We start from the raw sequence: 25,052 nt of genomic DNA on the forward strand, positions 1-25,052 counted from the left end.
CGTTTTTGTCAAAGAAAATTCAAGACATCTCAGTCCGCTTGGTTTTTTGCTTAATATTCCTTCAATATAAAAGAAAGTATGCTACCATTCACCGATGAAGAGAAAAAATACACCAACGCCACATGACGCTGTTTTTAAACAGTTTTTAGGTCATATTGATACTGCCAGAGACTTTTTGGAGATACATTTGCCTGCGACATTACGGGCAGTTTGTGATCTGGATACACTGCGGTTGGAATCAGGGTCGTTTATTGAGGATAATCTGCGCGCGTATTATTCTGATATCCTGTATTCGCTAAAAACAGCGCAGGGTGACGGATACGTATATTGCGTGATCGAACACCAAAGTTCCCCGGACAAGATGATGGCATTCCGGCTGATGCGATACGGTATTTCCGCAATGCAACGGCATCTGGAGCAGGGACATGAAAAATTGCCGCTGGTCATTCCGGTGTTGTTCTATCACGGGAAAATACAGCCGTATCCCTGGAGTACCAGTTGGCTCGATTGCTTTGATGCTCCGACCATGGCGAAGGAAATCTATTCCGGTGCATTCCCGCTGGTAGATGTGACGGTAATCCCGGATGATAAAATTCTGACGCATAAACGGGTTGCGCTACTGGAAATGGTGCAAAAGCATATCCGGCAGCGTGATATGGCGGAGCTGCTGCAAGAGTTAGTCATACTGCTGACGTATGATTACTATACAGATGAACAGCTAAAAAGCGTGCTAAACTACTTATTACAGGTGGGAGATACCGCCGATCCAGAGGGTTTTATCCGGCGACTGGCAGAACAGTCCCCGAAGTATGAGGAGGTACTGATGACAATAGCACAGAAACTGGAGCAGAAAGGGCGTCAGGAAGGATTGCAGGAAGGCGAAAAACGGGGGATTCTGAAAGTCGCGTGGGCGATGATCGACATGGGTATCGACCGTGAAACGATAATGAAAACTACCGGGTTGACTCAGAACGAACTTGAGCAAATACGCCACTAACTCGTATTGAGAGTTCTTAATCAGTATTAACGATTTATGTTAAAAGAGGATCTTACGGTGACTGTCAGAACAGTCACCGAAGTATGAGTACCGACCGTGAAACGGTGATGAAAATTATCGGACTGGGCTTGAATAAATGTCCGACAAACTTACTGTTGATACGTTATCGGCATAAAAATGCGTGAGTCAATGCACGAAACGCATAGAAGCGGCACATTTACATTCCAAGCGATAAGACCGAGTCTGAATCTACGTGCTTCTGAAATCTCTGTTCTTAAGCAGAGCTGAGGTTAATTAAATTTACTCAAAATCTATTAACCATTAACAGAAAACTTAAAATAAATCAGAGAGAAAAAGAATATTATCCGAAAAAACATAAAGTGGTATCTTTATACCACCAAGCTATTTACGGGTTGATTTATGAAGATAAAATACAGTAGGGTAACTTATAAAAACTGCTCAGGATTACCAGTAAAACAGTGTCAGTAAAGATAAAGCAAGTATGATTAACGTTGATTAAATGTAAAACACAATATACCATAATGATTAAAATTAATAAAAATCAAGTGTTAAAAGCAGTAAAAACAACGGCTAAAACCTTATTATACCGATTAAAACCAGAGGTTAAAAAATGGCTTTTAATAACAGTTTAAAACCAGCCTATCATAAATCTATCAGTGAAAAATGAGAAAAATAATTGGCTTTATTAATATATATTCCCGTAAAAAAGGATAAATAAAAATATATAATAGATTAATCAGACAGTATATTTAAAAAAAGAATCCGGCTTTAATGACGCTTTTAATCGGAGGAGTGAATTTTTTCATCAACCAGTTAAATAATCATTAATGAACAATGGAAATAATGCAATCCGTAAAAAAATCATTTAACTGAACATGAACTGGATAACTTACAGGGCCATTAAATACATCCGTTTAAACTTGGTTTTACACTATCTTATCCCGTTTAATAGCATTGCTTTTCTACCGTTTTATTTAAGCCATGCCTCTTTTTATATCTTAAATGTGGTTTAACGCTAAAATAAATTCATATCGTTATTTTTCCAAGCTATTTTCGTTATTTATTAACGCTTAAATACCTGTTTAATCATGGCTAATTAATTCGCCAGACTTTTCACTATTGTTGATATAATAAGGCGTTATTAAATTAGTTTACCGATTTATTTAAACATCATTTAAATGGATGTCGATCGGCAAGTTAGCTACGGGTAAAGAACAGACGTCTATTAATGCCAGATTTTGAAAAGGTACAGAGTAGCCCAAAAGGGCTTATTCCCTATCATATTTAATGTATTTATCAGCGATGTTATCCTCTGCTTATTTTACATTTACCTAACCTGCCATAACCATTAAAATAAAGTTAAAAATAAATCAACGAAAAAAAGAATATTGTCCGAAAAAACATAAAAGGGTATTTTATACCATCAAGTGAAAACTACTCAGGATTGTTGGTAAAACAGCGTCAATAAAGATAAAAAGTGAGTATGATTAGCGTTGATTAAACTTAACAAAAAACAGACATTAAATGTGGTAAAAACAATGGTTAAAACTTCATACCAATTAAAATCATAAGTTAAAAAATGGTTTTTAATAACAGTTTAAAACCTACCTATCATAAATCCATAAGTGAAAATGAAAAAATAATCTGCTTTATTAATGTTTATATACCCCGTAAAAAAAGATAAATAAAAATGTTAATCGGTTAATCATACAATCTATTTTTAAAAAGGAACCAACGTTAATAACGTTTTCAATCGGGGAGTGAATTTTTTATCAGACAGTTAAATAATCATTCATAAAAAACAGGAATAACAATATCCGTAAATAAATGATTTAATTGAATACGAACTTATTTACTCGCAGAGTAATTATGTTGCACTTATTATGCTAAATCGCCAAGTAATATCTATTAATTTTTCTCTACTGAAACCATAATGGTACGTTCTGTGTCATTTTGTTTTATCTTTATCAAAATATTACCCTTATGCCAATCATTATCCTCTTTTCTTAGAAAACCTGTATTTTCAATGTAATTTATTATTTCTATTTTACGGTTTGGGTTGACGTTAAAAAATACAATCTCGTTAATCATTGGTTTTGTTCCATCTGGTGAATCGTAATAAATAACATAATCACTTGAAATAAATGGCATCACTTTAATTTCATCAAAAGTAAACATGTTATATTTAATGAAATCATTTTTCGTATATGAAAAATTAACATTCACAAATAAAATAGGGATAATTGAAATTACTCCCAAACAAACCAATATAATAAATGTTCTCTTTATAAAATTATTCAATTTCAATGCCAACATTTCTTTCTACACCTATGTTATATCTAGTCATATCTTTAATATGTATTAATATTTGACTTTTGTCTATATCAGTTATGGGGGATATCGTGTTCAGAAATTCTGGTAAAGACGAATAATAAGGCCTGGCGTTATTAGGGTATTTTTCAGGATCGGGGAATAACAAAGGCTTGAACATTTTATTTTTATATTTACCTATAGGACCATAGTAATCCCACCGTTTTAATGCGTCACTTTTACTGACAGGGTTAAGCCGAGGTAAATAGTCTATTTGATTTATAGCCTGATAAAAACCAAGTAAGTTAGAAACCAAATCTTCACCACTGTATCCACTATCCGTGTACCAGTTAAAAGGAAAGGAGTCCTGATGAGCTTCAAATAAATGGCTTGTATACATCATAATAGTCAGTGCAACTCTTTGCTTATCATGTAAAGACAACCCTTTCCTCACTCTCCATTTTGTCATTTTAGACGTTCCGTATTTCAACCCTAACCCCATATATTGTGTGTATCTAATAGTAAAATAAGACTCCTTAGTGTCATCCCCTGAATTTATAGCAGCCATGAGCTTTCTGGCATCATCTCCTTTAGCATGACCGGCATCTACCCATCCCGACTTTTCGGTATAAACCAACCTCCCTCTTTCTATATCACTTCTCTTGCTCATGAGTACTCCTGTGATTTAGTTGGCGGTTATCGAAGCTATTCGGTCACTGCTCCTGCCACCAGGTGTAACGATTTGCGTTTAAAATCGGATCGACCTGCATTTATCCCCAAATTAACTGCAACTGACGGCGCAGCAAACCCAAGTTAATTGTCAATGAAAATCGCTCCGCCAATAGTACAAAAAACATCCGTTGTTGAGACTAGAGAACGATATCTTCAATGTGGAAAAATAAAAGAGAAACCAGTCACAGGATAATCTGAAAAATTAGCGATTATCTCAACTATCCGGTCACTCCCCATAATAGTCAATTTCGGTATAATAACATTTGTCTCTATCTTATATATTTTGGTGAAAATGATGTAAAATATAAATTTAAAAAAACACCTTTCTTGAGAATTTTTGTTTTTTTATTGAAGAATAAAAGGTATTTAGAATATTGTTCCCCGTAACAATGCGAATATGAATTGTTTTTATTTTATACTGAAAACATTTATATGATTTTTTTATTGATAATATAAAATTAAATTTATTTGACAGTTTTGTATTTGATGACTATTGTTCTCTCCTGATTTGCAAATGTTATTTCAAACCTAATAATATCCTTTGTTATTATTTCTTTCAAATAGAATTGATATTTTTGATATGCGGTTAACTTATTGTTTTTATTGTATTTATGACTTTGTTTAAATTAATTTCATGGGTAATTATATTTTCTTGATAATAAATGGAAACTATTTCTAATGTGATAATTTTTTATTGTATATTTGTTTTTAAATTTAACATAAATCTGAATGTGATTTGTCATTTTAATTACTGATGAACACAAAGCTATTTTTTACAATTGATGTAAAGCAGTAAAAATAGCCTCACTGTAAGAGGGTAATAATTATTTATCCGTCATTGTTGACAAAATATTTAAAATAAATTGGCCATAGGCCATACAGGAGTAAATAAATGAAATACGACTTTATTGTCGTTGGTTCAGGCGCAATTGCTGGTTCAATTGCTTATGAATTAGCAAGCAGAAATCTTTCGGTTTGTAGGGTTGGAAGTACTGATCGAACCAATGCCGCTTCTAAAGCAGCAGGTGCGATGAATGGTTGTTTTGGCGAAATTACCAGTGGCTTATTAGCGAGTGAACACGGTAAGCTGAAATTGAATATGGATTGTATTTCCAAAGAGCTTTGGCCTGCCTGGGCGCAACGGTTAGCTGACTCTTCTGGTGATAGGCGATCGCTGTTCACCGCTCAAGGGACTCATGTGATACTGAATACTGCCGGGATGGAAGAGATTGATAGTGTTAATTATGACGCTATTGAACAAACCCTGAACGAATATGCGGCCCCTTATGAAACCGTTGATCCACGTGAAATTGAATGGTTAAAGCCTAACGATCTGGTGCGTCCGCTTCGTGCTTTATATATTCCTGATGAACATGCTCTAGATTCGCATTTATTGCTGGAAAAGCTGGATGCGGCATTGGTTGCTGAAGGTGGCGTTCTCAAAGATGAGAATGTCAAGAGTGTGTTGATTGAAGACGGTTTAGCCATTGGCGTCGAATTGCTCAGTGGTGAGCGTTTAATGGCGGATAAGGTGGTGGTTGCTGCCGGTGCGCACTCGTTGGATCTGTTATCTAATGTCCCTTCTGTTGTTCGGCAGATCCCGCCGATATTTGCCGGCTATGGGGTATCTATTTTGGTCAAGATGCCAAAAGGCAGAGAATTGCCGACGTCGGTGATTCGAACTCCTAACCGGGCATTTGCTTGTGGGCTGCATTGTGTACCCCGTGGTGATGGTGTTCTGTATCTGGGTGCGACAAATATTCTGTCTGAAAAACCACGCAGTCAGGCGCTGATTTCTGATGTGCAGTTCCTGCTGGATTGTGCGTTAGATCAGTTGGATATTAACTTACATGATGCTGAGATCCTTTCAATCCAGGTCGGTAACCGGCCAATCCCTGCTGATGGGTTCCCGTTAATTGGTGAATGTGGCGTGAATGGCCTTTGGCTGGCTACCGGGACTTACCGTGATGGCTTACATCAGTCACCGTTACTGGCAGATTATGTTGCTAATGCGTTGACTGGAATAGAAAATACGCAAATTAACCTGGATTCCTTCAACCCGGTTCGTCCTCCGTTAGTGGGTTTCTCTCGTGAAGTGATGGCTAAAGAAACTGTCCAGCAGATGCTTGCTACAGGTTACGAATATCGCTGGGATATCAAACCTTATTGGTTGCCACTGCTGAATGAAGGCATGACACGCAATTATCAGGATTTGATTGAGTCTCTTCACCCTCAGTTTACACCACCGCCAGAACTGGTTGCTTTCTCTTATATTTATGAATCCATGCGTGAACGGTTACGTAGTTACTATGAGGCATGGTCATGAATTCTTCGCTAAAAGATCAGGCTGCTATTGATAAGGCCAGGGAATTACTGGCAGAGGCGGGTGTTTGGGATGTGGAAACCGATCTCGCCTGTCTGGCTGACCGTTATCTGGAAAGGCGCTGTCAGGATCGCGCCCGTGATGAATTTATGCTTGCGGTTCATGAGCGCTGTAACCGGATCCCTCTTGGGCATATTGTCGGCATTGCGGATTTTGATGAACTGCCTTTGGTGGTCGGTACGGGGGTATTTATTCCACGTCCTCACAGTCAGATTATTCATAAATGGCTGGAGAATGAACATGAAGTACCTCAGGGATCAGGGGTTCTGGATTTATGTTCGGGGAGTGGTGCTATTGGTTTAGCCATCGCTAAACGTCGCCCGGATTTAAAGGTCACTTGTGTTGAATATGACGACATCGCTTTTCAATACCTGACACGCAATATCAACCGGTTAGCGAGCTGGGAGATTAAAGCCGATGCATTAAAAGCCGATTTACGGGATTGGCAGGCATTTTCGCAATTTAACGGGTCGGTGGCGTTAATTGTCGCTAATCCACCTTACGTTCCAGAGCAGCAGACAATATTACCAGAGTGGGAGGAGCATCATCCTTATGTGTCGGTGTATTCCGGGGATGATGGGCTCGATTTAACGCGGTTGATTATCAAACAAGCCAAACAGTTACTGCAATCAAATGGCTGGTTGGTCATCGAACATGGTGAAAGTCAGGAGGAGAGCGTCAGAACACTATTTTCAGACGCCGGTTTTTCCTTGATACGAACAATTATTGATGAAGAGATTTCTGACACAACAGGCAGTTCGGTAATCACTGTAGGTTGTCAGCTCATTTGAATTCAGACAGTTGGAGTCTAGATAATGGATGTAAAACAGAAGCAGGATTGGATGACGATTCGTAAGTCACGGACCACCGGCGCCTTAGCGCAAGCTATTGATGAAGGTTTGACCAGTTTCACGGTGGTAGAACGTCAAGGTAAGCAAATTACGACAGAAGAAGGCAAAGTTTTTACGGAATTTGTTTCCTGCTCTTATTTGGGATTAGAACATCATCCTGCGTTAATTGAGGCAGCAAATCAGGCAATGGCCCGGACAGGGATTCATTTGTCATCGTCCCGTGGTGCGATGCGCCCGCAATATTTGAGGCAACTAGAGGAACTGCTGGAAGAAATTTATCAAGGTGGCTCTGTTGCTGTTTTCACTTCCACCAGTAACGTTCACCTGGGTGTATTGCCGTTATTGGGCAGTGGTTCTTTACCTAACTATCCACTTACCCGGCCAGTACATTGGTTGATGGATAAAACGGCTCATGCGTCTATGCAGGTATTACGCGGTATTCTCGAACAGTTCGGGCCAGTATCGCGGGTCGATAGTGCGGATGAACCGTCGGTACAGCAAGCTTTGCAAAACTGCGGAGAGGATCAGCGTACCCCTGTCCTGCTGATTGATGGTATTGGCTCAATGAATGGCTTGATTCCGGTGGCAGAATTAACCCGAAAATTGGCTGCTGCCGGAGGTTATGTCTATGTCGATGATGCTCATGGTATTTCCATTGTAGGGCGTCATGGTGCAGGTTACGCCTTTGCTGCACTTGACCATATTTTGCCATCTAACCTCATATTGGCAGGTTCGTTATCCAAAGCATTTGGTGGTGCGGGGGGTTTTGTGGTTGTTGCGGGTGCCGATGATATTGAAGTGATTAGTACCCTGGCTAATCCTCTGGTTTTTGGTCATTCGATTATGGTGCCGATGTTGGCCGCTAACGTTGCCGCAGCAAAACTTCATCTTAGCCTTGAAATAGAAATCCGCCAGGAACAGCTATGGAAGAACGTTAATCTGTTTGATTCCCTGACGGGTAACAGCCTGATGAATGCCGGTGTGCAATCTCCTGTTCGTGGTGCTTTATTCGAAAATGAAGCTGAAGGTCTTGAAGCTGCACGTCTGCTGCGCGACAACGGCATCTTATTGTTCCCGGTATTTTATCCACTCGTCCAGGATGGCAATGCCATGTTGCGTTTTGCCTTCTCCAGTGAGCATAAGGAGAGTGAAATCAGTCATTTAGTAAATACCTTATTCAAAATACGGGAAAAAGGGCTGAATTGGTCTGAGCCACAAGCCATAGCTCCACAGGTATAAGTGACATAGATTTATTGATGAAAATGATTGAAATAAACCAGTAATGAAGACCAAATATATGACTCAATCAATAATAGATAAGCAGGACATATTGCAACCTCATAGGGAATCTCTGGATGTGATTAATATGCAGATATTGGCGCTTCTTTCTGAACGTATGAAGATCTGTATGAAAATCGCTGAGATAAAAGCGGAACAGGATATTCCGATGATGCAGCCACAACGTATTACCTCGTTATTGGCTATATTGAGGGATAAGTCAACGGATTTTGGGTTACGGTCTGAATACACTGAATCAATATTTCAACAGGTTATTGAAGAAACCTGCCGTCGAGAAGAAGAGCTGATTGATCAGTTGCTACACGAGAAAGCAAAGAATAATGAAAATACTGCTCATTGATAATTATGATTCTTTTACGCAAAACATTGCTCAATATCTGTATGAAGTTACCGGGAGTGTGCCATCTGTCGTCACCAATTCTCTGACTTATGAAGCGCTGGCGATAGACAATTATGATGCTGTTGTGCTTTCTCCAGGGCCAGGGCATCCGGCTGAAAACAGCGATTTTGGTGTCTGTGCTGAGGTCATTGCCCGCGCCGAAATCCCATTATTGGGTATTTGCCTCGGCCATCAGGGAATTAGCCTGGCATTTGGTGGTTTTGTCGAACATGCACCTAATCCGGTGCATGGTTATCGCAGTCGCATCAGGAATACCGGGGAAGGGTTATTCCTCGGTTTGCCTGAGCAATTTGACGTGGTCAGGTACCACTCGCTGGTCTGTACCCGGCTGCCGGACAATCTTAAATGTACTGCCTGGACTGATGATGGCTTAATTATGGCAATTGAACACACCCAAAGACCGATTTGGGGTGTTCAGTTTCATCCTGAGTCGATTGATTCTGAATATGGGCGTGAATTACTGAGTAATTTTGTTCGTATAGCAAAGACGTATAAAGAAAATAACGGGCAGGATATTACCGCTCAGAATCAGTGTATTTCTGCCAATGAAGCTTATCTGGCGGTGGGCGGAAAGCCGCATCTCAACCTGAATTACCGTGAATGTCAGAGCATCATCGATCCTGAATCTCTGTTCATTCAACATTATGGCAATGATACTCACTCTTTCTGGCTGGACAGTGAAAAGTCGGATAGGCCCAATGCCCGCTTTTCAATCATGGGAAGTGGCAACAAACAGGGTGCTGTCAGGCTTGAATATTGTGTACAGACGGAGAGTTTGCGTTTGACCGGTCCTGATGGTGAACGGGTTGTCCAGGGTGATTTTTTCTCATTGATGTCTGAACTGCTTGATCTGGTGAAAATTTCCACACCAAAACGGATGCCATTTGCCTTCAAAGGTGGCTTTGTTGGTTATTTGGGATATGAATTAAAGGCGTTGACTATTGGCAGCAGCAAATATCATTCAGAACATCCTGATGCCAGTTTAATCTTTACTCCGCATTTTTTTGTCTTCGATCACCAGCAGAATAAGCTTTATGAGTGTCTGATCACACCGGTAGGCCAGCCACAAAATTGGCCGCCGGCACCTTTAGTGACCATTGCAAAAAATACCGGTGGGGTGATACCTGATTTTATTCCTGGCGCTGTCGATCAGAACAAAATTCGTCTGGAATATGGAGCTCAGAAGTATCTGGATGGGATCCATAAATCGCTTCAATACATCACCGATGGCGAGTCTTATGAAATCTGTCTGACGAATAGAGCAAAGATGGCTTATGCAGGGCTGCCATTGGATGCTTATCGACGAATGCGTCATGCCAGCCCTGTGCCTTATGGCGCCTATCTGGCATGTGGGGATTTTTCGGTACTCAGTGCATCGCCGGAGACGTTTTTACGCATTGATGAGGCCAGAGGTATTGAATCCAGACCGATTAAGGGAACCCGGCCACGAGGAAGAACGGCAGCGGATGATCAGCATTTTCAGGTGGAATTGAGTCAGTCAGCTAAAGATAGAGCTGAAAACCTGATGATAGTGGATTTAGTGCGCCACGATCTTAATCAGGTGTGCCGTCCTGGCAGTGTTCATGTGCCTGAATTGTTTAAAGTTGAGAGCTTCTCTTCTGTGCATCAATTGGTTTCGACAATACGCGGTGAATTACGTGAAGGCACTTCATCGATGGAAGCCATCCGGGCATGTTTCCCGGGAGGATCAATGACCGGCGCGCCGAAGAAACGCACAATGGAGATCATTGACTCTTTGGAGTCATCGGCACGCGGTGTTTACTCTGGTGCGCTTGGATGGTTATCTTTCAGTGGTGAAGCAGAGTTGAGCATTGTTATCCGAACGGCGGTGTTACATCAAGAATGTGCCGAGTTCGGCATTGGCGGTGCCATTGTCGCTCACTCCGATCCTTATGGTGAATTTGAAGAAACATTGGTGAAGGCCAGTGTGCCCTATTTCAGTTTTAGTCATATCGCGGAGGAAGTGTGAGTAACCATAAAGTTGTCATTCTTGGTGGGCAAGGTGCGATTGGCTCTTTATTGGGGCGCCTGTTTACTCAAAGTGGTTGCATTGTATACCGTGTTGACCAACGAACGCAGGGAGAGCGTTCTCTTTGCTGCCAGCTTGATATCTTAAATCCCGCAGCGGGTTCTGAGGCGATTTTTACTGAGGCAAAGGCGGTCGTCTTCGCCTTACCGGAAGCGGTTGCAATACAGGCTCTGCCTTGGGTGCTATCGGCGGTTGGTGATGATGTACAGATAGTGTCAACCTGTTCGGTTCAGGCACCTTTCCATTCCGCTTTAAGCGCTGCCGCCCCTGGGCAGCCTTTCATCGGTGTTAACCCGATGTTCTCGCCATCCTTGTCGGAGCAAAAAAGGCCTGTTGCAGTCACTCTTGATAACTGTCATGTTAACGAGCATTGGATTGAGCGGGTATTGACGCAGGCGGGTATGCGCATCAGTAGAATGACGCCGGAGGAACATGATCGGGTAATGGCGTTTTGTCAGGCTTTACCCCATGCCGCGATATTGATTTTTGGCCTGGTTCTGGCGAAAAGCCCGTTGGATATTGGTACTCTGGCGACTGTTGCACCGCCGCCAATGCGTACCATGTTGGCGTTATTATCAAGGGTTTTACTCAATCCAATGGAAGTGTACTGGGACGTTCAATATGAAAACCCTATGGCTGCCGAACCGCGTCAGGAATTGTTGCATGCCATACAACAGTTAGATTCAATAGTGCAGGCTGGTGATCAAACTGAATTTGGCAATAACCTCAGACACATTGCACAACAACTGGGGGAACAGCTCAATATTAGTGCTGCTGATTGCCAGCATATTTTTTCAACGCTTAAATGATAATAGGAAAGGAGTTGAGGGGATGTCATTAAATAGAGTTGCTGAGGCTAACGGGCGGGCAGGACTCAGAAATTGGCTGGGATTGCTGATATTGATGTTGCCGGTATTGTTGGTGACGGTGGACAATACGATCTTAAGCTTTGCTTTACCGAAAATTGCTGAAGCTCTGGGGCCCAGCGCAAGTCAGCAATTATGGGTAATTGATGCTTATTCACTGGTGTTGGCGGGTTTGCTGGTATCCATGGGGAGTATTGGCGATCGTGTCGGCCATCGTTCATTGCTGTTATTTGGATCTTTGGGATTCACCGTTATTTCGGTATTAACAGCGCTGTCAACTTCACCCGAACAATTAATTGGAGGGCGAGCCGTACTTGGGTTTTTTGGTGCGATGTTGATGCCTTCAACTTTGGCTTTAATCAGCACTCTTTTTGAGGATCGTGAACAGCGTCGGTTAGCTGTTGCTATCTGGGCGACAACATTAACTGTCGGTTCGGCGTTGGGGCCTGTCATTGGTGGCGTTCTGTTGCAATTCTTTGACTGGAATTCCATTTTTCTATTGGCAGTACCGGTATTAGTGCCATTGTTGATCTTCGGACCGATGTTATTACCGGAGTCCGAGAAAAAACAGACTGGTATTATTGATGGATATAGCGTTGTATTATCGATCATCGCCATGGTTGGTATTGTTTACGCGATTAAACATCTTGCCAGTGACGGGTTTGAAATAAGTGTGATACTGGAATTGTCTGTTGGCTTGGTTGCTGGCGTGTTATTTGTTCGTCGGCAGCGGCGTCTGCCCGTACCGTTAATGGATCTCTCACTGTTCCGTAATGGTATGTTCACCGGCTCGATTATGGTCAACTTATTGAGTCTGGCCTTACTGGTTGGCTTTGTCTTTTTTGCCACTCAGGTCTTGCAAATTGTATTGGGTATGAAGCCGATTTCGGCCAGTTTAGCGCTGGTTCCCGGACAAATAATGGCGATTATTATTGGCATGGCGATAGTGCCTGTTGCTCAACGGATGCCGGCTTATTACCTTGTGCCAATGCTGCTTGCTTTTGCGGGTATTGCATTTCTTCTGGTAGCCAGTTTCGGCAGCGATTTGACCACGCTGGTGGTTGCATTCGCATTATTAAATGTGGGTGTAGGTGCAATTGCGTCGGTGTCTAACGATCTGGTGCTTTCGTCAGTGCCGTCCTCTAAAGCCGGGGCGGCATCGGCAATAAGCGAAACAGCTTATGAAGTGGGTGTGGTACTTGGCACGACAATTATCGGTGGATTGGTGACCGCTTTCTATCGTGTCACTCTGCAATTGCCGGATGGGATCTCTCATGAACAGACGGGGTTGGCATTAGAAACTCTGGCTGGCGCTTACGTTGTAGCGAACTCATTAGCTGAGGCGGAAGGGCAACAACTGATGACTGCGGCAGCGGAATCCTTCACCAGCGCTATTCATATGATGAGCTGGATGACAGCGGTATTGACCGGCGTCGTGGTATTGATCGCCTGGCGTTTACTAAAAGCGCCACAGAAACAACAAGTGCTTGAGTATTGATAATCTTATGTGCAGCCGTTGGTAATGGCTGCACCGCGTTTCTTGGCGTGACTGTCTGGGATTATTAAATATAAAGTATTCTGAAAATAACCTCTCACCTTTTACTATTTTTAATAATTATAAAGTGATAATAATCTTAAATTTATAAACTTTATTTAAATGTTTTGCGGTTGATTTTATTAAAAGCAAAGATTGATTTATTCTATTATGTTTTTGTCTGGTTGTAATTTAATTGAAAATAATAACTCTACATAATTGGTTGTCTTATTTTCGTACTGCCAATATTTAATTGCATAGAGTTTAAATTGAAATAATTAATTAATTGATTTATTCACATTAAAAAATAGTGACACACCATAAAAATTTCATTTTTCTAATGGAAAAAACAGAAAGGCATGTTAATATTTTTAGTTGTGAAAAATAAACTTAACATTAAACCATTTTATATATATTGAGTAAGTTTTTAATTAATTATGGGTATTTTTTCAATTCGCCTGAAATTATTTTTTCAGTTATTGAGTATCTATTGTAATGAATAAAATAATCACGCAAAAAGATAAGGTGAGAGTGAAAGTACATACGGTGAATAAAGATAGGTAATAAATTATCTTTGTCTATAAGTTTTCGTTCTAAACGAAGATAAATATGTCATTGAATGATGAGTACTCTGGATTTAAAGGGCTTTTGTGAGAATAAAATAGCGCGGGAAGTTATGTAATGGGAAGATGATTCTAAAACTATAAATTTATACTCAGGAGATTTTTTATGAATAAAGTAAAAATTGTTGCTGAAACTTTGGCTGAATTGCATGAGCATTATTGTCTGACGGGTATAGAGCGGCGACCAAAACAATTGAAGACGGCGGATTTTCATGGACCAGTCGTATTTTCCGATGATCCAAAAATAGCCACTGTTTCACCCGCATTTTTTACCGTACAAACTATACAAGAATTAAAAAGGTTGGGAGGTGTGCCTGATAGTGATTATGGCCCTGGGGGAATGGAGCCGCATCATCCACTGCCTGAACCTTATTCAGCTGAACGACTGGCGAATGTCACTGGCAATCATGCCGATGTATGTAAAGCCTTCCGTGCTTATATCTATGGTGATTCTGCTTTGGTCAAAGATTATGAAAATATTCTCAACGCCAAGCGTTTTCCATTGAAAATCGCGCTATATGGTGGTGATAGCATAACTATTTCTGCGGGTAATCCATTGATCGTTCAAAGCCAAGATAATCACGGTGAACCTATTGTATTAGTTTATGAACAGATAACTGTTGAACCTGGTGGACAAATTATTTATCGCACCAATGGGGCGGTTCAAGCGAATACCATGACAATGGTGAGTGCTTTAGATTTAAATAATGATTCGTTCAATATTATTAATCAGGGAAATAATGGGAGTCATGGCGCGAATGGGGGGAGTGGGGGAGATGGGAAGAATGGTAGTAATGGTAATGCTGGGCAGAATAATAAAAACTCCTGCGCAAAGGCGGCTACAGCAGGTACTAACGGCGCTAACGGTGTCGATGGTGGGTCTGGAAGCAATGGGGAAAATGGGGGCAATGCAGCAGATATTAATCTTAAAGTTGGTCAAGTTACCGGCGTAGTGAGCTTAGCGTCGATAGGCGGAAATGGGGGCGATGGCGGTAATGGTGGTCATGGCGGAATAGGGGGAAATGGCGGTAATGGCGGTAGCTCCACCGATTATTGTAGTGCTGGAAGGGGGGGGAATGGAGGAAGTGGAGGAGATGGTGGAAATGGGGGAAATAGTGGTAAAGGAGGAAACGGGGGGAATATCTATTTTAGATATGATAGTGGTACTCCAACCATTGATGCTAAGTCCGTAGGGGGTTCTGGTGGTGCCAGAGGTTATGGGGGTTATAGAGGGAGTGGTGGTAATGGTGGTAGCGGTTCTCCCTATGGCAGTGCGGGTTCAAGTGGTGTATCCGGTAAAGATGGCGTTGTTGGAACAACCGGCGTTAAGGGCCATGTCTATATTAATGGCAGAGAGCAGTCATAACGCGAGATACTTTTATCGAAGTGTTAGGGAATAGATATTCAAATTTGTATATCTAAATACTGACTGTCTATTTAGCAGTCAGTACTTGAAGTGAACGAGGGTATTGCGGTCTGACTCGGTTATTTTGATTTGAAATGTCGCTAAGATAATATTTCATTTCACAGTATTGATGATATTTTTAAAACATTTGGAAAATATTGTGAACAGAGTGGTTTATTATTGGTAATAAAATTAGATTCTGATATGTCGTTTAAGAATTTATTTATGAGATTAATTTGTTTAAAGGTTGGTTTTATTATTGAAGATAGGTTTTATAATTATAAGTGATTATTTTTTGATTTTAATTTAAATCATGTTAATGATTTCATTATTTGTATATTTTTATCTTGTTAACTTATTGAAAAATATCACCGTGTCTTATTGTTGTTCTTTTGTTTTTCTTTGCTAATAATATCGGGTAATGAAAATTCAAAATTGAAATTCTTAATTGGCTAACATTAAAAAATAGCTATGCGTCACATAAATATCTTCTTTAAGTAATGGAAAAAATTGAAAATCACATTAATATTATTAATTGTGGAGTTTAAATATCACATGCAATTGCTTTCTGTAAAGTAGATAAATATTTTTCTACTTAATTCTAGGTGTTTCTCATTTGAAAAATAAGTTTGTAGGGGGATGTGGCCATTCTCATGATAATTATTTTTTCAGAGTTTTCCGCCGAATTATTTATACGGTTGTTGAGTGTTTGTTGTGATAACAAAAATAATCATTAAGAGAGATAAAATCTAAATGAAAACGCAAATTCTACATTTTGACCTAGCTCAAGGCCATTTACGTACCCACTCCAGTCAATTAAGCCTTTGGGTTGGTGAACATAATATACCGTTGCAAGAACATGATGAGTCAAGTTTAGCCAGAGCGGCGGCTGATAACCCTGCGATAGATATGGTTCTACGCTATGGTTCGCACGGTATTAGCCATTTCGCAGAAATACCTGAACACTATTTTTTACCTCATCACGTTACTCTAATTAAAGTGGTTGGTGATAAATCTGGGCCTTACCGTTCTTCGTTACCGGTTCTTTACCATCTTTCTTACCATATCCCTAACGCTCATTTACGTCGTTATGCCAAACGTAACATAGAAAAACTGGCCGTAAATAATATAGCGGTGGCTTTGCCAGGTAAACTTAGCGCTCTCGGTGTTAATAGCCAACATTTAGCACGAAACCCTATTCATTGTAGCGATTTGTTGGTTGCGGCTAATGAAGTGAAAACACCCTGGGAGGTTGCCTGTTCTATTGTGTTTTCCCACCCGGAATTGTCTAACAGTCAGGCTTATGCAGCATCAATTGTGATGAATGCACATATTGCCCCACCACAGGAAATAGACCCACAGCAATATAACCGGGTTTATGAATTGGCTATATCAATATCGAGTCAGGGACCTGCGACAGAGACAGGTGGTTTTGCCACTTATGGTCAATTGGTTGACCCTGATGGCAACGAGATGTTTTATGAATTTGACTGGGTCGGTAAAGATGGGCAGGTGATTTTCGCCGAAGGTGATCCGGTGATGCAATATAATCTATCGGATGAAACAGAGAATTATTCAGGATCGCCGGCCTCTAATGCGTTGAGAACCTCGCATAATGACACCCGTTTGCAAAATCATAACTGGAGTGTCAGCCAAAGTGCGTCTCTCGACGTTACCGAGTTCAAAGATCAAACTTCAGCATTGAATGTTCCGCGAGATACCAGCCAAATTTGGACTGCCACTAACCGCACACCTAATCACGGTATGGATGTGTATGCTGACAGCATCCGTTACGATCCCGGTCAAAGCCATTTTTCCATTGATTTTAAGAATAAATATTTACGTCAGCTAGGTGTCTATATTCAATTCTTTAAAGACACTCAAATGGAACAGCCGATCGATAATCCAACGGTTGACGGTGATTGGCCGTTTTATTTCCCTAAAGAGTTGGCAGCATTATTCGAAACACCATCACAAAAAGCCCTTGGAGTGTTGGCTAATGTCAATACGATCATGGGAATTCCGATGCCCACTGATCCCACTAATTTTGGCTTGCCTTGGCCGGATGAAGCCCAGGCGGCTAAATTCCTGTTTGGTGGCTTGGGAACTTCCCGTTGGGAAAACCCGATTGTTTGGCCGGGTGTGATTTTAACCGGGATGTTCCAGTACGGTATTCCATCCCTGATGATGTTGGCTGGTGCCGCAGTGACCAATAGCCAGTGGTATAAAGATTTTATTTCTAATAAAGATAACGTTGCCATATTAGCAGGTATTGCTTTCCCATTAATTGGCGGAGGTGCCGCTGTTGGTTCAGCGTTATTCAATACTAAAAAAGTGCTCACCAGTTTAGCCAGTATTGCTATTGGTATTTTGGCTAAAAAAGGACTGGAAGCATTAGCCACTTATGTTACAGCCCAAGTTGCAGCCAGTGCAGCCGCTCAGGCGGTTCCTGTTGTGGGTTGGGCGTTCAGGATTGCTTCAATTGCGCTAGATTTGGCTCAGATTGCAGTGACTACAGGGGAATTGCTCTCCACGCCGGCGACATTAGAAGTGGATATCAAGCGCCAGATGACCCTGGCTTTTACCCTGCATCCCGATCCTGCTCATGGTGAAACAGGTCGCCCGGAAACTGCAATCTGGCCGCCGGTGGGCGTTCAGTGCCAGGTGACGGTCGAATATACCAACGGCACCTATTACACCCAGACTATTCCATTACCTACAACCGGTTCCAATACGCCGCTATCTTTTAATTTCAATTCGGTTGGTTGGGGTGGCACCCTCAAAATCAAGGCTAATGTTTATTCTGCTACTGGCTGGTTAGCGGGGAGCTACACCAGTGAGCTGCTGAATGCGCAGCCAGACAACCCTAATGAGGGCATCATGCGCGTCAGTGGCAATATAAAAGAGATGTTAGTGCCTCTGACTCAGGTCACTCAATACGAATATTGGGAACAGTTGTCTTACGATAGCGATAAGAAGGAATATCAGTGGATTGAAGGCAGCGTGCCATTGGAAACCCAGTCTTCAACCAATTGTAGCAATGTAGGCAATAACATCTGCAAATTGGTCAATATGACGATACTGAATTCAGATTATCAGGTTGGTTATTGTTGCCAAGCTTCTGGTCAGAATATTCCATTGGAAGATCCATCCAGTCCGCCCAATAGCGGTCAGATGTATGTGTTGCAAAACATTTCCACGTTGAGCAACGACACGCTGAATCAGCGTCTGAAATTATCTAAGGTGGGTTTCAAAGTACAACCCTTGATCAGTTATAACAGTTTTGGCGAGGGGCCGGACGACAAAACCATCACGCCTTATAACTTTATTATTGATTCACGATTCGGTGAATATCATTTGCGTCGGGTGGACTTGCGTGACGGCAAACATGATTTTGGTTTGACGGATAATCCGCTGTCTTGGGGAACGTTCACTATTCCTCATCTGGATGCGATGGTGGTTCATCCGAGCGGCTATGTCATTGCTGTCAGTTGGCAATATAGCAAGATGCAGATCCTGGCGTTGGGTGATCAGGGCTATCCGGATGATCAGGCTCCGGCTGCACAGATTGTTTCTGGAGAAGGGGTTCGACAAGGGCTAACTCATGGGCCAATTGCCCTGACTATCACGCCAGATGGTCGCATCTTATTACTGGAAACAATCAATACCCGTATTCAGGCGTTCGATACTAAAGGGAACCCATTTCCAAGTTTTCCAGGGGCAACACTGTTTAAACTGGCTACTGCTGAGTATCAGGCAACACTGGATGCTCAGGTGTTCTCCCCGGCATTACAACAAGCGTTTCGTGAACAAGGGCTGACATTCCTGTTTGGTAACAGTGATCCGAGCTTTATGCGTTCGCTGAATACTGGAGTTCTGGATGAGCAGATTATTGCCGCCTTTGCTGAGGATGGGATCTATCTGAGTTATAACCAGACCGCAGACGGTAATATTGACCCAGTTGGCAGCACAACGGTTGACGTGATACAGCAAGGGCAGAGCTGGTTGGTATATGACCCGCAGAAACCCGCGACTTACACGCTGACCGCTCAGGGACAAACGGTATCTGTATATAACGATTTAAGTAATGTACGGGTCATCGCTATCGGTCAAGGTGTCAAATGGCAAATTGATGATCTTGCGGGCGCCCGCTCTTGGCTATTAACCCTTGATGCAACGAATCTGGCTGAAATTGTCGTGGCTGATTATCTGTCCTATATGCCACTGAATAAGCCAGACGGCATAACTTATCTGGATGTGGCGGTCGAGTCTAAGGGATATATTTATATTCTGTCATACCGTAATGAAGGACGTGATCCAACGGATTATATCCTTGATATCTATGAGCCTGACGGTAAGTTCCTAGTCACTGTCCCTGATTCGACACTGGTCCCTGATCCGGCTAAACGCCAGCATATTGTGGCGGCACATTTGGCGATAGATCCATTCCGGACTCTGGTGGCAATGAATTACGGCAAGTTCTTGGGGGAAAACCAGCGTACCCAACCCCAGATAAGCCAATGGACACCAACCACGCCGATATTTGATCTGGGTATCGATCAATTACCGATATTCCAACAACACGACATGGACAAAATCCGTGCAGTTTTTGCTGATAACAAACACCCTCTTAGTCATCAGGCAACTATCGAAACTATCAATAACAATGGTTATTTCATCATTACAGATGTTAATACCCGTTACCCGGTCATTTGCACAGTAGATAGCGATAATTTGCAGATTATTTCTGTCTACAGTTTCTCGGAGAAAAATATGTTATTAAAAAATTATAGTTCAGGATTTAAAGCGGTTTTGCAGTTATTAGGTCTCTCGGAGAACGATGTAACAGAGAAAGTCGTTATTTCATCTTCGTCGCAAGGCGCTTTACGCCCTAACGATCCACAGTCACTGGCTCCTGCTTATCCGGCAGAAGTGTCGTCAGCAGCGGAGCTGTTGATCCTTTCTGGCATCCCCCCAGTTGATGCACCGATATCCTTGCCGGCAACAGTTGATGTTTTTGCGATTGCTGAACTGGAGATTGCTGATGACGCGGTTCTGAATATTAGTAATCCGACTTCACGACCGATCGTGGTAGTCGTCGACACCCTGACTGTTAAGCAAGTTGGACAACTGATATGTGACGCCTCTGTGATTTTAAACGTACAAACTTATACCCAAACTCAGGAGAATACCCATGAATAAAATGAAATCTGTTAACGAAACTTTGGCTGAGTTGCGTGAGCATTATCATTTGACTGGTACAGAACAGCAGCTAAAACAATTAAAAACGTCGGACTTCGACGGGCCAATAGTATTTTCTCACGATCCGAAAATAGCTACTGTGCCACCCGCGTTTTTTACCGTACAGACTATACAGGAGTTGAAGGAACTTGGCGGGGTGCCTGACAGTGAGTATGGCACGGGCGGAATGGAACCCCATCATCCGTTGCCTGAACCCTATTCTGCTGAACGATTGGCGAATGTCACCGGTAATCATGCTGATATATGTAAAGCTTTCCGTGCTTATATCTATGGTTATTCTCCTTTAGTCAAAGATTATGAAGATATTCTGAATGCTAAACGTTTTCCGATGAAAGTCGCGTTATACAGTGGTGAAGATATCGTTGTCACTGCAAGTAACCCATTGATTGTCGGAAATAAAGGTCGTCACGGTGAACCTGTCAACTTAGTGTTTAATAAGATAACGATTGAACCTGGCGGCAAGATTATTTATTTGACCAATGGCACGGTTGAGGCGAACGAAGTCGTCGTAGTTAATTCCCCAAAACCATATCCAACCCCGGGTGATAATGATGGCCCGAACATTGAAAGTATTGGCAGTAACGGAAACAATGGTGGGAGCGGAAACAATGGTTCCGCTGGAAGAGACGGCAGTAATGGCAGTGCTGGTAAAGATAATAAAAACTCTTGCGCAAAGTCGGCTACGAACGGTACCGCTGGTGGTAGTGGTACTAAGGGTGCCAGAGGAAGTGATGGCGAGAACGGTAGGCATGCGGGTGATGTTAATTTTAAAATAGGTACCCTTAACGGTTTTGTGAATATGCTGACACAAGGCGGTAATGGTGGCGATGGTGGTAACGGTGGTAATGGTGGTAATGGTGGAAAAGGAGGGAATGGCGGTGGTTCTACCAACAACTGTAATGCTGGATATGGTGGTAATGGGGGGAATGGGGGCGACGGTGGTAACAGTGGTAACGGTGGTAATGCAGGTGACGGCGGTAACATCTATTTTACTTACCAGGAAGGAGGAAGTGCGACGTTCCAGGCCAGAGCGATAGGCGGTAACGGTGGCAAAGGCGGCAACGGTGGTGCTGGTGGTGCCGGTGGTGCTGGTGGTAAAGGTAGTAGCGGTGGTAACCCAGGTAAGGGTGGTTCATCGGGGACCACAGGAGCTGCCGGAAAAGCCGGTGCTGTAGGTTCAGTTTATGTCAACGGCAAAAAACAATAACCGCAAGGAGGAGTTATGGTCGCAGATATTCAAATTTTGGGTACTAACGGTGTGAATGGTGCTGATGGAGCCAATGGCGCTGATGGTCAACGGGGTGCTGATGGTCAGAATGCTTCTCGTCGTAAGCCACCCACTGCCGGTAGCCCTGGTGGCGATGGTCAATCTGGTCAGAGTGGCCAGGGTGGTCGACCAGGTTCCAGCTGGTGGTTTGCCCTGCTTTGTACCCGTTTTGACGTACAGAGTGTAGCACGCATTAGCAATAATGGCGGCATAGCGGGTTACGGCGGCAATGGGGGTCGTGGTAATTCGTCATCGTCAGGCAAACCGGGGGGGCGGTGGCAATGTTTGGGGCAGATATAACCAGACTAGCTCACCAAAACCAGTATCTGCCACCTCTAATGGCGGGAATGGCGGACTCGGGCAGGCAGGTGGTGCTGGGGGAATAGCCGGGCGTGGTGGTGTAAATGGTGACGGTTCACATGCACTTGATGGAGAATATGGCGTTGGAGGTATTAGCGCCAGCGGTGGTCAGGCTGGGAGAGGTGGAAAAGTTTCTGTAAATCAATTGCCGCGAGGATAATGACATGAGTGAATCCAGATCTTTTGCTGGCAAATGGCAATTTACAGCGACTTCAGGCCAACTGATTACTGTTCAGGCGGATGGTACGCTCAGCCTGTCCGCCAGGCAATCAGGGGCGATGAATCAAATGATTAATGCTTATGGCATGACTCGCTTTTGGTTACAGGCAGGCAATGGTCAATATTTGGCCGCGAGCGGTAATACTCCTCAGGCTAATCAACCGCGCGATGGCACAGTTGCTGAGATCCAGTTGGAAGAGGTGGGAGGATCTGGATTTCGTCTTCGTCGTATCAGTAGTCGTGGTGATAGCTATTTGGTGGCGCAGCAATCTGGGTTGATCTGGCAAGCGGTCAGTAGCAATCCGCCCCTATCAGCCCAATTTACTCGTACCATAGTGACAAAAAGCCTGGAATTTCTCAAAGAATGGGGGGCGATGGGAGCAGATTTGCGTTTTGCCTATCTCGCCGAAGAAAATTTGAATGATATGGTGATGATGGCCGTCAATTTGTCCAATGCTGACCTGCGTGGTTCTACATTGCTTGGCGCTGATTTAACTAATGTCAAAGTTGATAATTGCAATTTTAGTGGTTGTGATTTAAGTAAAACTGATTTAACGCATGTTCATGGCGAAAGTGCGCTTTTTGAAAAGTGTGTTGTGGGTAGTGATACCAATATGCCTGACGCTGAGCTACCGAATGCCATTTTTCGTGGCTGTAAGAGCAGTGGTGGTCAGCCTATATTGAATCGTCTACAAGCGCCCGGGGCGGATTTCTCTGGTGCAGTGTTACCTTCAGTGATAATGGAGAATGCCGATTTATCTCAGGCAAATCTGGTTAATGTTGATCTAAGCGGCTCCAGTCTGGCTTCCTGCAATTTTACTAAGGCAATCATGACGTTGGTGAATTTGCAAAATACCACCTTGCAGGCCTCGGATTTTAATCAAGCCACGTTAGTGGGGACTGATTTTACCGGGGCGAATATCAATAATGTTAATTTTAGTCGCGCTAATCTGACCAATGCCCGTCTATCGTTAACCACCGGTTATAGCCAACTAAACCTTAGCGACAGTACCTTATTAGCGGCGGTACTGACAGGGATGGATCTGGTTGATGCCACGATTACCGCTAAGACCGATTTTACTCAAGCACAGATGGATGGGGTCAATCTGAGCAAGCAGAGGTTGGATCAGGTCATATTCCTGATGGCATCGATGAAGAAGGCGAATCTGGATAATACATCACTCAACGGTGCCGTTTTGGTCGGCGCTAATCTAGCCGGTGCTACTGTCTTGGGTAATGTCTCTTTAGTTGGGGCGAATTTGTCCAATGCGAGTTTGCAGAGTGTTAATCTGACTGGCGCTCAATTTGGTGCTTTATCCACAGTGGCATATCTGGATGAAGCCGAGGTTCAGTCGCTGGATAACCAGCAACTGCCCGAACAATTACGTCGTCTGTTGTATCAGGGTAAAGTGCTGATTAATGGTCAGGCGGAGGTGTTGGTTCGTCAACCCGGTCAAAACTGGTTGGTCGAACATGAGGGTAAACCGCTATTTGTCCACCGTCAGAATGGGCAATTAGATGTTGCTCAAGACAATGGCGGCAATGCCGCGATTCTTGCCAACACGTTTATGCCTAATGCTATCCTGACTGGCGCTAATCTCTATGCGGTTGATATGTCCGGTGCTCATTGGTACGGCAGCGACGCCAGAGCCGATAATGCTAATCTGGAACAAGTCAACTTGTCGAATGCGAACTTAGCGACGATGAATTTCACTCAGGCGCGGTTATATGGGGCGAATTTATCCTATGCCAATCTAGTCGGTACTGACTTCAGCAAGGCGATGTTGGAACCCACCCAAGGTCTTAAACCGGCATCTCTGGCTTTTGCTTCAATTCAAGGCACTATCTTTACGGAAGCCAAATTAACCGGTGCTAATTTGACGAATGGCGCGGTAGCTTTGCCGTTTGAAGAAACGGGTAATAAGTTGGCAGGTGTTCCTTTATTCAGCGCGGCGCTTGAGCTGATGAGTTCATTAGATAGTGGCGTGATATCAAAGGAATTGCGTCAGGTATTTACCGATAACGGCTATAGCCTGTTGTCTAATGCTAAAATCATCGAAAAACAAAATGATCAATATTGGATTATCTCCAACCAGCCGCCGGATACTGATCTGAGTTACCGAGGATATTGTAACTTTATTGTGATTCGGGTAAGTGAGGTCGGCAATAACCACTTGCAAGTTTGTGGTGGATCGCCATTACGTATCATCCGTACTGCGGCTGACAATACATTACAACCGGTTAATATCGCTTTTGGGGTGACAATTGATATCACTCAGGCGATGGATGGTGCCACCACCTGCCCAAGTGGTTTGCGTTATCAGTTACTGAATAGTGGTATCAGCTATCAATCATTGATGACACCGGGATTACCTCCGCATCCGCCGAAATGTATTCCCAGCCCGACCGAATGGTGTTAATGAGTAAGCGCGATAATATGGTAATCGACTGATCGGAGTAAAGAATATCACTA

At 42.9% G+C, this 25,052-nt stretch carries 16 protein-coding genes; 14 read left to right on the plus strand and 2 right to left on the minus strand.

Features of this window, described 5'->3' with window-relative positions; translation table 11 throughout:
• Positions 1-94: 94 nt before the first annotated feature.
• Positions 95-997: an Rpn family recombination-promoting nuclease/putative transposase gene (locus ACGF63_RS12545; RefSeq protein ID WP_387631160.1), complete on the plus strand. Its 903-nt coding sequence runs from the start codon at positions 95-97 to the stop codon at positions 995-997.
• Positions 998-2,926: 1,929 nt separating this feature from the next.
• On the opposite strand, the gene ACGF63_RS12550 is transcribed toward ACGF63_RS12545, so the two are convergent.
• Together ACGF63_RS12550 and ACGF63_RS12555 are read right to left on the minus strand one after the other, a co-directional pair.
• The gene (locus ACGF63_RS12550) at positions 2,927-3,334 is read right to left on the minus strand and encodes a hypothetical protein (RefSeq protein WP_387631163.1); all 408 of its coding nucleotides are present in this window, start codon (positions 3,332-3,334) and stop codon (positions 2,927-2,929) included.
• Positions 3,312-3,998 carry a hypothetical protein gene (locus tag ACGF63_RS12555; protein ID WP_036842849.1) on the minus strand — a complete coding sequence of 229 codons (687 nt, stop codon included), beginning with the start codon at positions 3,996-3,998 and terminating at the stop codon, positions 3,312-3,314. The genes ACGF63_RS12550 and ACGF63_RS12555 overlap by 23 nt, the downstream gene beginning before the upstream one ends.
• Positions 3,999-4,952: 954 nt before the next feature.
• Between ACGF63_RS12555 and ACGF63_RS12560 the strand changes: the two genes are divergently transcribed.
• The 13 genes from ACGF63_RS12560 to ACGF63_RS12620 all read left to right on the plus strand — a co-directional run bounded on the left by ACGF63_RS12560 (position 4,953) and on the right by ACGF63_RS12620 (position 24,999).
• Positions 4,953-6,386, plus strand: coding sequence for an FAD-binding oxidoreductase (locus ACGF63_RS12560; protein ID WP_152962432.1), 1,434 nt, complete (start codon positions 4,953-4,955; stop codon positions 6,384-6,386).
• Positions 6,383-7,234, plus strand: coding sequence for a HemK/PrmC family methyltransferase (locus tag ACGF63_RS12565; RefSeq protein ID WP_387631167.1), 852 nt, complete (start codon positions 6,383-6,385; stop codon positions 7,232-7,234). The genes ACGF63_RS12560 and ACGF63_RS12565 overlap by 4 nt, the downstream gene beginning before the upstream one ends.
• 24 nt (positions 7,235-7,258) lie before the next feature.
• Positions 7,259-8,533, plus strand: a complete 1,275-nt coding sequence (locus ACGF63_RS12570; protein ID WP_387631170.1) for an aminotransferase class I/II-fold pyridoxal phosphate-dependent enzyme — start codon at positions 7,259-7,261, stop codon at positions 8,531-8,533.
• Positions 8,534-8,591: 58 nt separating this feature from the next.
• Positions 8,592-8,933 carry a chorismate mutase gene (locus ACGF63_RS12575; RefSeq protein WP_239002352.1) on the plus strand — a complete coding sequence of 114 codons (342 nt, stop codon included), beginning with the start codon at positions 8,592-8,594 and terminating at the stop codon, positions 8,931-8,933.
• Positions 8,914-10,983: an aminodeoxychorismate synthase component I gene (gene pabB, locus ACGF63_RS12580; RefSeq protein ID WP_387631173.1), complete on the plus strand. Its 2,070-nt coding sequence runs from the start codon at positions 8,914-8,916 to the stop codon at positions 10,981-10,983. Before ACGF63_RS12575 ends, pabB begins: the two co-directional genes overlap by 20 nt.
• Positions 10,980-11,852: a prephenate dehydrogenase dimerization domain-containing protein gene (locus ACGF63_RS12585; RefSeq protein WP_387631176.1), complete on the plus strand. Its 873-nt coding sequence runs from the start codon at positions 10,980-10,982 to the stop codon at positions 11,850-11,852. The genes pabB and ACGF63_RS12585 overlap by 4 nt, the downstream gene beginning before the upstream one ends.
• Positions 11,853-11,874: 22 nt before the next feature.
• Positions 11,875-13,407, plus strand: a complete 1,533-nt coding sequence (locus ACGF63_RS12590) for an MFS transporter (protein ID WP_152962428.1) — start codon at positions 11,875-11,877, stop codon at positions 13,405-13,407.
• 765 nt (positions 13,408-14,172) lie between these two features.
• Positions 14,173-15,432: a hypothetical protein gene (locus ACGF63_RS12595; RefSeq protein WP_387631180.1), complete on the plus strand. Its 1,260-nt coding sequence runs from the start codon at positions 14,173-14,175 to the stop codon at positions 15,430-15,432.
• A 792-nt stretch (positions 15,433-16,224) separates the two neighbouring features.
• Positions 16,225-20,673 carry a hypothetical protein gene (locus tag ACGF63_RS12600; protein ID WP_387631183.1) on the plus strand — a complete coding sequence of 1,483 codons (4,449 nt, stop codon included), beginning with the start codon at positions 16,225-16,227 and terminating at the stop codon, positions 20,671-20,673.
• Positions 20,666-21,940, plus strand: coding sequence for a hypothetical protein (locus tag ACGF63_RS12605; RefSeq protein ID WP_387631186.1), 1,275 nt, complete (start codon positions 20,666-20,668; stop codon positions 21,938-21,940). The genes ACGF63_RS12600 and ACGF63_RS12605 overlap by 8 nt, the downstream gene beginning before the upstream one ends.
• Positions 21,941-21,955: 15 nt before the next feature.
• The gene (locus ACGF63_RS12610; protein ID WP_387631189.1) at positions 21,956-22,300 is read left to right on the plus strand and encodes a hypothetical protein; all 345 of its coding nucleotides are present in this window, start codon (positions 21,956-21,958) and stop codon (positions 22,298-22,300) included.
• On the plus strand, positions 22,239-22,520 hold the full coding sequence (locus tag ACGF63_RS12615; protein ID WP_387631192.1) for a hypothetical protein: 282 nt from the start codon (positions 22,239-22,241) through the stop codon (positions 22,518-22,520). Before ACGF63_RS12610 ends, ACGF63_RS12615 begins: the two co-directional genes overlap by 62 nt.
• 4 nt (positions 22,521-22,524) lie before the next feature.
• Entirely contained in the window at positions 22,525-24,999 is a 2,475-nt protein-coding gene (locus ACGF63_RS12620) for a pentapeptide repeat-containing protein (RefSeq protein ID WP_387631195.1), read from the plus strand.
• Positions 25,000-25,052 lie beyond the last annotated feature (53 nt).

Origin of the sequence: Photorhabdus sp. RM322S (assembly GCF_042879395.1) — a bacterium.
Classification (GTDB): Bacteria; Pseudomonadota; Gammaproteobacteria; order Enterobacterales; family Enterobacteriaceae; genus Photorhabdus; species Photorhabdus khanii.

Excerpts from the sequence above, each read along its gene's own strand:
- ACGF63_RS12545 (WP_387631160.1), top strand. The coding sequence starts at position 95 with ATGAAGAGAAAAAATACACCAACGCCACATGACGCTGTTTTTAAACAG.
- ACGF63_RS12550 (WP_387631163.1), bottom strand. The coding sequence starts at position 3,334 with ATGTTGGCATTGAAATTGAATAATTTTATAAAGAGAACATTTATTATA.
- ACGF63_RS12555 (WP_036842849.1), bottom strand. The coding sequence starts at position 3,998 with ATGAGCAAGAGAAGTGATATAGAAAGAGGGAGGTTGGTTTATACCGAA.
- ACGF63_RS12560 (WP_152962432.1), top strand. The coding sequence starts at position 4,953 with ATGAAATACGACTTTATTGTCGTTGGTTCAGGCGCAATTGCTGGTTCA.
- ACGF63_RS12565 (WP_387631167.1), top strand. The coding sequence starts at position 6,383 with ATGAATTCTTCGCTAAAAGATCAGGCTGCTATTGATAAGGCCAGGGAA.
- ACGF63_RS12570 (WP_387631170.1), top strand. The coding sequence starts at position 7,259 with ATGGATGTAAAACAGAAGCAGGATTGGATGACGATTCGTAAGTCACGG.
- ACGF63_RS12575 (WP_239002352.1), top strand. The coding sequence starts at position 8,592 with ATGACTCAATCAATAATAGATAAGCAGGACATATTGCAACCTCATAGG.
- pabB (WP_387631173.1), top strand. The coding sequence starts at position 8,914 with ATGAAAATACTGCTCATTGATAATTATGATTCTTTTACGCAAAACATT.
- ACGF63_RS12590 (WP_152962428.1), top strand. The coding sequence starts at position 11,875 with ATGTCATTAAATAGAGTTGCTGAGGCTAACGGGCGGGCAGGACTCAGA.
- ACGF63_RS12595 (WP_387631180.1), top strand. The coding sequence starts at position 14,173 with ATGAATAAAGTAAAAATTGTTGCTGAAACTTTGGCTGAATTGCATGAG.
- ACGF63_RS12600 (WP_387631183.1), top strand. The coding sequence starts at position 16,225 with ATGAAAACGCAAATTCTACATTTTGACCTAGCTCAAGGCCATTTACGT.
- ACGF63_RS12605 (WP_387631186.1), top strand. The coding sequence starts at position 20,666 with ATGAATAAAATGAAATCTGTTAACGAAACTTTGGCTGAGTTGCGTGAG.
- ACGF63_RS12610 (WP_387631189.1), top strand. The coding sequence starts at position 21,956 with ATGGTCGCAGATATTCAAATTTTGGGTACTAACGGTGTGAATGGTGCT.
- ACGF63_RS12620 (WP_387631195.1), top strand. The coding sequence starts at position 22,525 with ATGAGTGAATCCAGATCTTTTGCTGGCAAATGGCAATTTACAGCGACT.